A 12,196-nucleotide genomic window follows, 5' to 3' on the forward strand; every position below is an offset into this window, starting at 1 on the left:
GATCCGGCACGTGCTCGACGGTCTGTTCTTCTCCAGGCAGTAGCGACGACATCAGCTTTTCCCCAACAACTCGCGGTATATGTTAACATATCGTTCCGAAACCTCGGCAAGGCTAAACTCGGCCGTTATCTTCCGCCGGGCCTCAACGGACAGCCTGGCACGTCGGTCGTCGTCTCCAAGCACCCACTCGATGCCCCGGGCAAGGTCCCCGGTATCGAAAGGTTGGGCCAGGTATCCGGAAACCTCATGGTCGACAAGGTCCGGGACGCCCCCTTGTCGGAAGGCGACACAGGGCGTGCCGCAGGCCATGGCCTCCATCACGGTATTTGGCAGATTTTCCTGCATTGACGGAGCGACGAACACGTCCGCCGCCGAATAAATTCGAGCCAGCGAATGGTCGTCGTCAATCCGGCCCAGAAACCTGACCGGCATCCCCAGGTCCGGCATCCCGGCAGGAGCGGACGAGCCGAACACGACCGCGAGCGAACCGTTCGATTCCCTGGCGACCTCCTTCAATGCCCCGGTCAGCAGGTGAAACCCCTTGTTCGGGTCGGACATGCCCCGCACGGCGCCGAACAGGATGATTTTTTCACCCTGCGGCAATCCCAGCGAATTTCGTGATGAAACCTTGTCCAGGGGCTGGAAGGTTTCGGTTTCCAGGCCGTTGGGAATTACTTCCACCCTAACATCGCGAAACAGGGAGCTTGAGCGGGCGCAATCGGCAAGCCAGCGGCTCGGCGTCACCACGGTCAGGTCGAGGTCGCGCCAGGCTTTTGCCTTCCGGTTCCAGGTCCAGCGGGACAGGTCCTTTTCGGAGGCCGAGCCGAGGACAGGGCAGACTCCGCAGTTCTCACGGTAACGAGTGCAATCGAAAGGAACATGGCAGCCGCCGGTAAACGCCCAGGAATCGTGCAGGGTCCAGATAATCGGCCGATTGAACGTTCGAAGGGTTTCCACCCGCAGGAACCCCGCGCAGATCCAGTGCAGATGAATGATGTCGGGATCTATGTCGGCAATCTCCCCCGGAACGCGTTCCGGCAGCAACGCGGGCGAAAAGTTGTTTTCCGGGTTTTTAGGGTAGAGACGCACCGGCAGCGTACCAACAAAGACTTTCAGCCGGCGGGCCAGCTTTCGCAATGGGTTGGGACTGCAGAGGATGTCATCCGAATGGCCGGACTTAAACTGCACAAGCATATCCGCATGGACGCCCCTGCTCCTTACCCCACTCAACAGGCGGCTTGCGGTCCGCGCCGCGCCGCCCGTGGCATCGAACGTGTTGAGCATCAGGACCTTCATCTCGTCCAGAACCCCTTCAGCTCCGCGGCAAAGGTCTCCAGATCCCAGTTGCGTACCAGGTGCCTCGGCAGCTGCAGGGGGTCGCTCCAGCGGTGCACCTGGCCGGGGAAGTTTGCCGCCACTTTATCGAAACCGGCCTCTCGGCAGAGATGCATCGAGGTGCGATCGTATTCGCACTTCCTTCCGAAGGGGTAGGAAAAAGTTGTGATTCCCCGGCCGATGATCGTTTCCAGATCCTGCTTGGAGGTGAATATCTCCTGCCGCTGCCGGGCCTCGCTCAGCGCCGACAGCGCCGAATGGGTCACCGTATGGGCGCCGATCGTCGCCCAGGGGCTCGCGGCAAGTGTCTTCAGTTCATGCCGTGTCATGGCACGGTGTCTCGTTTCAGTCGGATAGCCGCAACCGGCCCAGTTCTCGATCTGCTCAAACCAGTTTTCACGGCGCTCCACATCGAGCTTGCGCATTAACAGGCAGAGCGCAGCGTAGGTCTGTTTTCTCTGATCAAAGTTGGCCGTCGCCCAGACTTGGCCAAAGAGGTCGTTTTCCAACCTGAAACACTCGGGGAACTCACCCTCTTTGAGCAGAAGCGCTTCGAGCCGGTGCCACCAGAAATCCCTGCCGCCGACGACGACTCCGCTGCTGACGAAAAAGGTGGCCGGGACTCCGACCTCTTCGAGGATGGGCAAGGCTTCGAGGGCGTTGTCGGCATAGCCGTCATCGAAGGTGACGACGACAGACGGCTCCTTGAGGGAGCCCCATTCTTCTTCGAACCGCAATACCTGAAAATTCGTTTTCAGATATTGCATGTGACGCCGGAAGTTCTCGGGCGTGACGGCGATCATTTCGGGATCGGACGGCAGATCCGTCACCCGGTGATAGATCAGAATAATCAGCGGCCGGTCGACGAGATTCAAACAGCGGTTTTTCACTGCACGAAATTGTCGATACGCCGCCCTGCCCGACCTGTAGAAGGCTCGGGCAACTCCGATCAGCGGCGATTCGTGACTATTCCGGATATCCATTGACTTTCCTGCCTTCAATCCTCTCCCCGGAACATCAGTTAAAGACATCCCTTCTGCATGGCCCGGGTCAGTGGCACGCGATCGGCTGTCGACGTTCAGGTGTTTGCCGGACTGTCTTCCAGCCGATAACCGAAGCGCTCGGCGACATCGCTCACCTCATGCCATATTTCAAGACGGACATCCTCCGTCATGCTTGTCGACCAGGTCCTCCCTTGTCTGACTCGGCCGGCGGCCTCCGATACCCCTTCACGTCCATCGAGTCCGCAAAAGTCAACCACGCTCTTCAGCGCTTCGGCAGGCTGGGCGCAGAGATCTTCATAGCGCAGTACCAGCAAGCGTTCGGCAACGGGGTCCTTGCGCTCGGTCAATTCACTGATATATCGATAGACCTCCGCCCACATGATCGCGTATCCGACATGGTCCCGTCCTGAGTTCCAGGCCTCCAGAACCCTTTGGCCGGTCCCGGACCGAACGTTTATCGGCACCCTTTGCGGGCCGAACTCGTAATGTCCCGCGGCAGCCAGGTAACCCGCAATGCGCTCGTCCGCTTCGGCATACTTCCGGAACAGTTCGTTTTGTCGAACCAGTGACCAGACGTGTTCCAGCGGATGCCTTACGGGCACGACGAAACAGGCATCGGGGAAGAGTCCGGCGAGGTAGCGGATTCTCGTCAGGTTGTAGTTGCCCTTGGAGAGGTAGCGGCGACCCTTTCTCAACAGCAGGATCTTGCGGATGTGCCCTGAAAAAAATCGACCAAACTCCTCTGAACCGTTTTGTCCCTCGATCGTGTGGTTAGCTTGGCTGTCATGGACATGCGGAAAGAAATGCTGCCAGATCGGCTCCTCGAAAGCCTCCGGGCTCTGTCGTGTGATGACAATGCCGTCTTTGTGGGGACGCTCCAGCGGCGTGTCCCCGCTGCTGAACCTGGAGGTGAAGCCATGCCAGAGCATGGGCGTCATGACAAAGGGGAAATCGCGGTACTGGTGGGTCGCGACGGCCGGCAGGGACGCGAGCAGCTCCAGCACCACCGTCGTCCCGGAGCGCGCCAGGCCGCTGACGAAGATCGGCCGGTCGATAGAAATCTTTGCCAACTCGGCCCTGAAGCAGCCGCTCTCCTTATCCCCGAGCCAGCGAAAAAAACCGGCGCCCGAGGACGCCAGGCTGGTCATGAGGTCGTCGATAAGTGAAATTTTCGGCAGGGCGTCTTCCGCGCCATCGTTCCTGTCGCCTTTTCTTCGCCTGAGCAGAAACATCGCAGGGACGGAGAACAAGCCCATGCTTGCAAAAAGAATCGCCTCCAGGTCGCCGAGATATGGCCAGAGGGGATTGACGTCGCCGGACCAGGGCCGCACGATCACCGGCCCGGAAACGTCGCCGAACGTCCCGCGGTCGACATAGGCGACATGGAAACCCAGCGACGACAGCACAACGCCGCTGATGCTTCCGTCGGCGCAGACGGCCTGGTTCGAGCGCGGCCCGGCAAGGGGTACCTCTCCGCCCGGCAGGCGCAGGTGGACACTTCCAGCCGATGCCGGCGCGGCAACGCGGGACCTGCCGTCCCTGAGCGTCTGCGCGGGCATTCCGTCGACGAGCAGGTATTCCGCCGCCCTTTGCGGATGGACGGAAAGTGAATCGGCTCGGGAATTGTTCCAGGCATGGAAAGTCGGTCCCAGGGTCACCGATAGCAGAATGATCGGAGACAAGGCGACCAGCAGTCCCAGAAATTGGACGCCGATATGCCGAAAGGATTGTCCGATCAGGGTCTTGTACAGACTGACGAAATCGGCGTCCGGGTCGGAGAGCATGGTCCGGAAGACCGTGCCGATGCGTTTGTAGAACTTTCGGCTTCCGCCCGCAGACACGATTCTGCGCCAGGCGAAACCGAAAAAAAATCCCAGGGCGGCACCGGCAAGGACAGCTATCAGGGAGAGCAGCATCATCTCGACATCAACAACCGTTCAAGGCAGAAGACCGCAAGGTCACCATGAAAAAATTCATTCTTCCGCCGCGCCTTCCGACTTCTTCCTTTTGCGCCTCTGCAGGGCCCGGACAGGCCAGATGATCAGCCCGGCCATGGCGACCAGGACCACCACAATCAGGGCAATCGCGGAGCCGATCATCGAAAGGCCGGCTCCCGGCCCCACGTAGGCGGAGGCGGTCGGCACGAGCACAAGCAACCAAATCGGCGCCAGCCCAGCGGTTCGCAGGCACAATGACAGAACAGCCTTGACACTCTTCGGCTGATGACCTCGACAACTCATTTTGATTGCCTCCCGATGATCGTCGTCTCAACTATTATTGACAGCCTTCTGCGATGAAGGCCGCGTAACTTGCCGGGTAGCGAATCCCCTCGTGAGTAATGACGACTTCGTCATCGTCCCAACGGGTGACAAAACTCCAGACGATTTCCCCGCTCTTATCGACCTCGAAGATCCGCCCGCGCACCGATTCGGTGATCAGCAGGTTGCCGTTAGGCAGATGCTGCTTGTTGCCCTCGGTTTCCGTGAGGAAGAAGTTCGCCTTGCTGCTGCCGACCACGGTCCGGGATGCGCCGGTAAGCGGGTCGACTTCGAGAATGCGGCTGCCGTCATCCGCGTTCGGATCGATGGCGGCGCCGAGATTGTCGAAAATCGAGATCTTTCCGTTGGGCAGCAGATCCGGATCGTGCTGATTAAAGAACGGCCCCTTCATGCTCCACTTGATCGTCTCGGTGTCCGGATCCATGACCGCCAGCATGTTCTGCGTGCATAACGACATCAACAGATCCCCGGGCTTGAATCTCAGGAAATCCTTTGCAAACGCTTCGGTGACAACCTCAACATCGTTGATATGCGTAAAAGTATCGCCGTTGGATGTGAAATGGTAGCTCTCGTATTCCGCCATACCCGATGGCATCAGCATGGGCCCCATGCTGCTGTGGAAAAAGGCCTCGACCGGGTCCACGGATCGCAGCAGTTCGCCTGCCAACGATACTTCACAGATCGCTTCCGGGTCGGTGATCGTCAGGCTGACCGTCCCCAGGCCGTTTTCTTTTCTTCCATAATGCCGATCACCAGCCTCCTCGCAGGGAACCCAGAGGGTCCCTTGCGGAGTGAAACTGAACAGGTGGTGCGCACGGATGGGCAGCCTCCAGACGACATTGCCGCAACGATCCAGGCGAACCATGCCGACCCTGTACAGGTTAAGGATCACGTCACCGTTTTCGAGCAGATGGTAGCCGACGAGCGCCTGGTGCAGATCTTCCGGCTGCGACTTGAGGTGCTTGCTCCCTTCCGGCCAGATTTTTTTGAAAGAGACATCCCAGTGATGAAGCGGGTTGCCGTCCATGTCGATCAGGTAGAGGCTCAGGTGCTTGCCCTCCACTCCGCCATAAAGAGTTACGCCATCGTAGGCGCGCCCTTTTTCGTGGACCAGGACTCCGCTGGCACCGAACTCGTTCTTCCTCAGGAAGGGTGCCTGCGGACGGATCGTGTAGGTCTGCCAGTTGTTCTTCCAGTCGACAAGCGCATCGGCCCCGCTCTTGAGAAACGTGTAGGGGAACACCTTGAACAGCACCACCCCGGCACCGATCAGGAAGACGAGACACAGCGCCGACAGGGCAAAATAAAGCTTCAGGAAAAGAGCGGTTACTCTCGAACCATGCTTCATAGCGGGTATCCGATATTCTATTGTGCTTCCAAGGCCTCGTCCCGGGCATCGCCACGGTTCGAATAGACGAAACACTCGTGCTGGAAATGTGCCAACTCCCCTGTTTTGCGAAAAACCTCACTCGAGTCAAGGAGTTCGTGGCAGTGGGGATTCAGATAAATGATGGTCGCCGGTCGGGGTTCGGCGGCAACCGATCTTTCAATATTCCGTATTACGTCTTTCATGACCACACACGGGAACGGATCGAAGAAATAAAAGTAGTTGAAATCGTCGAGATCCTGGAAATCCGCTGCGTCGCAGCAGGAGATCTCCACCCTGTCGATCTTGAGCTTGCGAATATTTTTTTTTGCGATTTCGACAAGTTCCGGAGAGATCTCCACCCCGGCAATTTTCGCGAACGGATACTTGGCCAGGGAGATGAGGATCCCGCCCTTGCCGCAGCCGAAATCGACGATGGCATCCTCGCTGCCGATGGCGAAGTGCGACATGATCCTGTCGAAGGCCAGCCCACCGGAATCGGCGTAGTAGTGTGTCCGCTCCGAAATCGCCTCGGTGTGGTCATCCTTCAGGTCGATCTGGCCGAGCGTGATTCGCAACCGGACCAGGAATTCCCGCCATTCTCCGGAACAGAGAAGCAATATGGCGTTTTTCAATCCTCGCAGGCGCGGTATGAGCATCGGTCGAATCACAGATCAAACCCCAGCTTCTGGAAAAGTTTAACGAACAGCACTTCGCACTTGTTCCTGAGTTTGAGCAGGAAGCTGTCCCGGAAGACCTGCACGATGATCTGTTTGTTGCCGTAGACTTTCCGGCCGAACTCCTCGACGTAGGCCCTGGCCTCTTCTTCCGGAAAATCGAAGGTTTGGTTCTCGACACACACCGGATCGAGATAGAGCATGATTTTCACTTTGTCTTTTGTCTCAAAGACCGGGAGCATCTGGTGCGGGCAGAGTCGACAGTCGACCGGCCGGTCGGGGTATATACGGCAGCCGTTCTCGCCGAGGTGCGGGCAGACCCGCCCCTCTTTCGAAGAGATGACGATCGTGCCGCACTCTTCCCTCACCTCGAGGAAGTCCCCAAAATCCTTGAAATGCCTGTTAAATTCATCCCTGGAAAGCCTCAGGCCACACCGCCCTTTCAGCGAGCAGCAGGTCGCGGGGCAACCAATGCACGGGTTGGCTCGTTCCTTCATGATTTCGTCACACTGAGGTTTTCGTGATTGAGGAGGCAGGAATCTCGCATCTCATTTCCTGTTTCGCGGATCAGTAAATACCCATTTTCCGCATGAGGCGCAACAAACGATATTCGAATCCGTGGTAAAAGGTCCATGACCGCGACGCCTTCAGGGGCGGGTGCTCTTGAGGCCGAAGCCGGATGGAGCGTGTCCCGAATTTTTTTTCCAGCCCCGCGATAAAGTCTTCAAACAGCGCCCGATCGGGATGGCAATACTCCGCTGAGCGGGAGACGAAGATTGCCCGCGGCCGGAAGTCGTATTCGAGAAAAGCGATCGTCAACCTGCGGATCAGATCCTCATCGTACTCAGCAAAAGCCAGGCCATCCCAATCGAGACTGAGATACTCTTCCTGCTGAGGTCCGCGCCAATCGTCGAAAGTCTGTTCCGCGAAGTCAAGCTGCACCCATTTTCGCGAACCCGCCAGAAGAAACGGAAGGGCGGAGAGATCGCTCTCGTATTTCACGCAGTACAGGTCGTCGTACCCGCGCCCCCCGAATGCGTCATGGACCCAGCGCAGCCTGGTCACGATCCCCTGCATCACCGCGTGGGCCAGGAAGCTGCCCGAGTCGAGGCGGTTCATAAAAGGGTCGCACTGCCAGACGTAGCGCGCTCTTTCATGCCGACGGTCGATAAGAAGGCCGCGCATGTCGCAATGAAAATCCAGGTGACATACGGAAAGGTTTCGATCTCCGCGCTCGACCCAAAGATCATAGAGCTGGCTATGTTCTTCTGCAACAATGAGTTCGGTCATCTTCAAACCTATTTTATCTGCCGTCCCGAAACGGGCTCAGGATTTCTTCATTCCACGCAGAAGCAGCAGGGTCCGATGGACCAGTTTTTCTGGAAGAACAGGTTTAAGATACCGAACGGCCATGGTATAGCCATTCCAAAGGAACCACTCCATGCGCCCCGGGCTTCGGCGCGACCAGACCCTCAGATCGTGACACGGCCGAGGGACGGCCCGCCAGTTTGCCTTGTAGGGGTCATTTCCGCGCAGCAGGTCGAACCATTTGCAGCCATGCTCGATGGCAAACCGGATTGCCGCCATCATGGTCAGCTTTCCGGGAGAGCATTCATCATTGACCGACAGGTCGACTCCCGCCTGGTAGGCATAGACGGTATTGTCGTCAAAAAACTGGTATTCAATCGCGACGGGCTTGTCACCGTATTCCAACCAGGCCAGTCGAAGTTGATTTCTGGTCAGCATTGTTCTGGCAACCTTTTGGTGGAATCGATGGAACTTGTCGTCGTCAAAAGCTCCGAGCGGTTTTTCTGCGCTCCCCCATCTGGCGGAATGCAGTTTCAGGAGAATCTCGAACCCTTCATTCAACTCGGCTTCGGTCTCCGCCTGTCGAAGGGTCATTATACCCGAGTCGAAAAATTGGCGCTGCAATTTGCGGCAGCGTTTGCGCAGCGACTTGGAGAGCGTCTGCAGATACTCATCCCAGGTCGACGGAAGATCAATTCTCCAGCAGCTGTTGATCTGTCTTCGATGATGAAGCAAACCATTGTCGGCCAGGTGGCGCACTGTTGCATAAACAGCTTCTGCCTCATCGTCGACCGCCTCGAAGAGTAGTCGCTTCCAGCTTGATTCACAGCCGAGAAGGTAGCGGGCGACTTCCTTTCCGATGCGGTCTTCCCATCCGGGGGCGGCAAGCCAGGTCGCATGATGCGTGACGTCGTCGGCCACGCCCAGGATTCGATAGGTTGCCTTCCCTTCGGCGTCCTCCAGAAAAAGGGGCGCCAGGCCGACGAGGCTGCCCTCGGACTTATGGAAGAGCAGAAGAGAAAGCCTGTCTTTCGGCTTGGCATAAACCTCCCACCATGCCAGCAGCCACTCCGGGGAACTCATTGGCGCATCTTCAGCCAATGCACGCCAGGCAGGAATAAAGGGGGACAGCTCGGGGACCGCATCGATCAACATCGTTTGCAAAGAGTTCACCCGCACTTTCGGGTTACTGACAGAAGAGTGCAAGGCTCACCAAGCTTTCGGGTAAATCATCGCCCGGGTCATCATCCGGCCGGTGGATCGCAGAGGACGAAAGAAAAAACAGCTCCCGTGCACTGCGAACCAGTAAGAGACCAGGGTGGAAACAGCAGCGCCCATGGCGCCGTATAAAGGGATCAGCACAAGGTTCATCAGGATGTTCAGGACCCCGCCCGACGCAATGGAGATCAGGTTCACCCGGGTCCAGTTTTTGGCCAGTATCAAGATATTCCGGGCCGCGCCCAGGCTGGTGAAAACCAGTCCCCAGACCAGCACCGCCGCCAGGGAGCCCGCCTCGGCATACGCGTAGGAAAACAGGAAATGTATGATCTCCTGGGCAAAAAAGGTAACCAGCAGGGCCACGAGGTAGGCATACAAAGCCATCATATTGTACAGCTTCTGCAGGTGCGCATAAAAAAGCGCCTCGTTGTCTCTTTCAATCTCGACAAAAGCCGGAAAAACCGCCGAATAAATAACCATTGGAATGAACACCCAGACTTCGGCTAGCTGCACGGCAACGGAATAGTTCCCCAGTTCTGCGCTGCCGATCATGCTGCCTATCATGACCTGATCGATCCGCAGGTAGATCGTGGTGACCAAAGCGGAGAGGATCAAGGGCCAGCAATCTCTCAGAAGAGTTTGGGCCATGTTCAGTCTGAACCGCCAGGCCTTGAGGGAAAATCCCCGGCCTTTATAGACGAGATATAATCCCAGCGAACCGAGGGCCGCCTCCGCCAGCCCCGCCCATGCGAAAGCTATGAGCGGCGCGTTCAGGGCAATCAGGACAATTTTAGAGCAGCTGACCAGCAGGAAAGCAGAGGTCTTGGCGTAAACATTGAATTTCCACTGCATCTGGGATTCAAACCAGAATTCGATGGCCATGAACGCCTCAACGATGCAGCCGGCGGCGAGTATGGCGACCAGCCACTGGACCAGCTGCCCCTCCGGCCGCGCCAGGAACACGGCAATCATGGCCAGCAGGAAAGCCGCAAAGCCCCCCGCCAGCATCATGACAAAGGATGTCCCGAGGATTTCGTCTCTGCTGGAGGGGTCCTTCGCCATGTCCCGTATGGCTATTTCATCCAGACCGAGCCTGGCAATGGTGGAGACGATCATCACAATGGCGACGGCATAACTGAATTCCCCGTAAAGCTCCGGGCCGAAATGCCGGGCCACAAGGACGCCTACCACAAGACCGACGACCTTCCGGATGACCTGGTCTCCCATCATCCAGCCGGTGTTGTCCATGGCCGTCAACAGCGTCGTGCGGCCCGCGAGCCTTTCGCGAATAAAACCCGGCAGGAATCTGTACCAGAGAGGATTCATCGAGCGGGCTGTTGCGCAAGGGGCAGCGTGCTTTTGACCTTCAGGACCCTTCCCACGGGAAAGTTGTTGTAGACCTCTTCAAAATAGCGCCGGTCGTAATTACCGAGCAGATACTGCTGGTTGAAGTTGCTCCAGAACAGAGGGGGCTCGACCATCTGGACATCGAAGATCCTGCTGTTCTTCATCAGCACCTGCAGATAGTAGCCCTGGCTGGAAGCATAGTCGATCCGGTTGACGACCGTGCCATTATTGATGAAGAGTGCTGCTACGAGCGGAGCATAGTTAGCTCCATTGCTGACGGTCCCCCTGCCCAGGTCGATCCGGCCTTCGCGGCAGTTCATGACGCCATTGTCCTCGGGCGTGCAGGTCAGATACAGGTAATCCATGGGATTGTTGGTCTTCCGGTCGAAGTCCCAGGTGCCGGAATAGGCCATTGAACGGAATTTTTCCAGCATTTCCTCGAGATAGAGAACATAAACATGGTCTCCCCGGAAGTCCCCTGTATGGTGGAAAACCCGCTCCAGCATGTCGTCGGCCGACAGGTTTTCCTTCCGGATCGACTGTGCCAGGCCGACGAAGCCGTTCTCTTCCAGGTAGGCCAGCAGCGACACCATCTCCCCCTGGTCCGTCGAGGTCATCGCCCTGGCCGCCAGGGTGGTGCGGATCCCCCCCTGAGTGCCGCCGTCATGATACGTGGCGAACTCCCCAATATTCATCAGGGGATAACCGTACTCCCAGAAGGGCGTGAACATCGCCGAGTGAAGCGGCACGATGCTTTTGATATCCAGCATGGCCCTGACGGTTTTGGGTTTGAGGACCGGGAGGGGCGTTTTGGAGTAGCCGGTATAGGCGCTGGTGGAGAAAAAGAGCGCGAACATCAGGGCGATGCCGACAAGCGGCACGGCAGGCTTGAGAAGGCGGATCCTCGCTCCGGCGTATTTCACCAGCACTTCGATCAGCACCCCGGCGCCGACCCCGATCAGCGGCGCCATGTACATGGCGAACCGGGTCGGCCCCACCATCGACCAGACGCCCAAGACCAGCAGTGGGGTAATGGGGATCATCTGCTTGAAACGCCTGGCGTAGAGGTAGATCAGCCCGGCAAAGCCCGCCGCGACCATCGGCAGAAAGCCGTGCAGCATCTCGAGATTGGCCGCGATGCCGCGGCTCCGGGCCTCGGCGATGGTGTCCATGACGTTCGGCCAGACGATCTGCCCCGTGGCGGGCGGGGAAATATAGGTCCACAGGAAGGTGCGCAGGGAATCGAAAATCTGAAGCGCGTAACCGGGACCGGAAGCCAGGGGGAAGATCAGGAGAATCGGCACAAGGTATTTCCAGTCGACGACCCGACCGACCACGAGATGGATCGCCATGAAGAACAGGAACAAAAGAATGAACATCGGCTGCTGGTACCACCAGTTGAACAGGTACATGGTCAGTCCGGCGCCGAGGGCAAGGCCGAGGTTGGCGAACCGGCTTTTGTCTTTATGCATGGAGAGGATGAAGCTCGCCGTGGCGATCGGGAAAAAGGTGTTGAGAAGATCGGTGTCGACCCGCCCCATCATGGTCCGGTCGTAATAGGCGTGGCTGAACGACCCGACCAGTCCTCCCAATACGGCCGAGGCGCCGAAGCCGAGCTTGTTGAAATAATAGAACAGGGGGAAAACGAAGAGCCCGGCCAGA

At 57.9% G+C, this 12,196-nt stretch carries 11 protein-coding genes; all 11 read right to left on the reverse strand.

All coding sequences use genetic code 11. The annotated features are described in order from the left end of the window. Positions 1-51 precede the first annotated feature (51 nt). The gene (locus DTF_RS0101445; RefSeq protein WP_027713881.1) at positions 52-1,296 is read right to left on the reverse strand and encodes a glycosyltransferase family 4 protein; all 1,245 of its coding nucleotides are present in this window, start codon (positions 1,294-1,296) and stop codon (positions 52-54) included. Next, the gene (locus DTF_RS0101450; RefSeq protein ID WP_027713882.1) at positions 1,293-2,318 is read right to left on the reverse strand and encodes a polysaccharide deacetylase family protein; all 1,026 of its coding nucleotides are present in this window, start codon (positions 2,316-2,318) and stop codon (positions 1,293-1,295) included. Before DTF_RS0101450 ends, DTF_RS0101445 begins: the two co-directional genes overlap by 4 nt. 95 nt (positions 2,319-2,413) lie before the next feature. After that, the gene (locus tag DTF_RS25015) at positions 2,414-4,258 is read right to left on the reverse strand and encodes a sulfotransferase (RefSeq protein WP_051360678.1); all 1,845 of its coding nucleotides are present in this window, start codon (positions 4,256-4,258) and stop codon (positions 2,414-2,416) included. Positions 4,259-4,312: 54 nt separating this feature from the next. Further along, a complete protein-coding gene (locus DTF_RS21325; protein ID WP_155890641.1) occupies positions 4,313-4,579 on the reverse strand; it encodes a hypothetical protein in 267 nt (88 codons plus the stop codon). 34 nt (positions 4,580-4,613) lie between these two features. Continuing rightward, the gene (locus DTF_RS0101465; protein ID WP_027713883.1) at positions 4,614-5,966 is read right to left on the reverse strand and encodes an arylsulfotransferase family protein; all 1,353 of its coding nucleotides are present in this window, start codon (positions 5,964-5,966) and stop codon (positions 4,614-4,616) included. A 17-nt stretch (positions 5,967-5,983) separates the two neighbouring features. After that, positions 5,984-6,643 carry a class I SAM-dependent methyltransferase gene (locus tag DTF_RS25020; protein WP_051360683.1) on the reverse strand — a complete coding sequence of 220 codons (660 nt, stop codon included), beginning with the start codon at positions 6,641-6,643 and terminating at the stop codon, positions 5,984-5,986. 8 nt (positions 6,644-6,651) lie between these two features. After that, positions 6,652-7,158, reverse strand: a complete 507-nt coding sequence (locus tag DTF_RS0101475) for a YkgJ family cysteine cluster protein (RefSeq protein ID WP_027713884.1) — start codon at positions 7,156-7,158, stop codon at positions 6,652-6,654. A gap of 70 nt (positions 7,159-7,228) precedes the next feature. After that, complete coding sequence (locus DTF_RS0101480) at positions 7,229-7,951, reverse strand: hypothetical protein (protein WP_027713885.1); 723 nt, start codon at positions 7,949-7,951, stop codon at positions 7,229-7,231. A gap of 36 nt (positions 7,952-7,987) precedes the next feature. Beyond that, the gene (locus tag DTF_RS0101485; protein WP_155890643.1) at positions 7,988-9,142 is read right to left on the reverse strand and encodes a GNAT family N-acetyltransferase; all 1,155 of its coding nucleotides are present in this window, start codon (positions 9,140-9,142) and stop codon (positions 7,988-7,990) included. A 36-nt stretch (positions 9,143-9,178) separates the two neighbouring features. Then, positions 9,179-10,513 (reverse strand): flippase, encoded by a 1,335-nt coding sequence (locus tag DTF_RS0101490; RefSeq protein ID WP_027713887.1) that lies wholly within the window; start codon positions 10,511-10,513, stop codon positions 9,179-9,181. Further along, positions 10,510-12,196: STT3 domain-containing protein (locus DTF_RS21335; protein WP_035055143.1), on the reverse strand; the 1,687-nt coding region annotated here is incomplete at its 5' end. The genes DTF_RS21335 and DTF_RS0101490, both read right to left, overlap by 4 nt.

The organism is Desulfuromonas sp. TF (genome assembly GCF_000472285.1).
Taxonomy (GTDB): Bacteria; Desulfobacterota; Desulfuromonadia; order Desulfuromonadales; family ATBO01; genus ATBO01.

Excerpts from the sequence above, each read along its gene's own strand:
- DTF_RS0101445 (WP_027713881.1), bottom strand. The coding sequence starts at position 1,296 with ATGAAGGTCCTGATGCTCAACACGTTCGATGCCACGGGCGGCGCGGCG.
- DTF_RS0101450 (WP_027713882.1), bottom strand. The coding sequence starts at position 2,318 with ATGGATATCCGGAATAGTCACGAATCGCCGCTGATCGGAGTTGCCCGA.
- DTF_RS25015 (WP_051360678.1), bottom strand. The coding sequence starts at position 4,258 with ATGATGCTGCTCTCCCTGATAGCTGTCCTTGCCGGTGCCGCCCTGGGA.
- DTF_RS21325 (WP_155890641.1), bottom strand. The coding sequence starts at position 4,579 with ATGAGTTGTCGAGGTCATCAGCCGAAGAGTGTCAAGGCTGTTCTGTCA.
- DTF_RS0101465 (WP_027713883.1), bottom strand. The coding sequence starts at position 5,966 with ATGAAGCATGGTTCGAGAGTAACCGCTCTTTTCCTGAAGCTTTATTTT.
- DTF_RS25020 (WP_051360683.1), bottom strand. The coding sequence starts at position 6,643 with ATGCTCATACCGCGCCTGCGAGGATTGAAAAACGCCATATTGCTTCTC.
- DTF_RS0101475 (WP_027713884.1), bottom strand. The coding sequence starts at position 7,158 with ATGAAGGAACGAGCCAACCCGTGCATTGGTTGCCCCGCGACCTGCTGC.
- DTF_RS0101480 (WP_027713885.1), bottom strand. The coding sequence starts at position 7,951 with ATGACCGAACTCATTGTTGCAGAAGAACATAGCCAGCTCTATGATCTT.
- DTF_RS0101490 (WP_027713887.1), bottom strand. The coding sequence starts at position 10,513 with ATGAATCCTCTCTGGTACAGATTCCTGCCGGGTTTTATTCGCGAAAGG.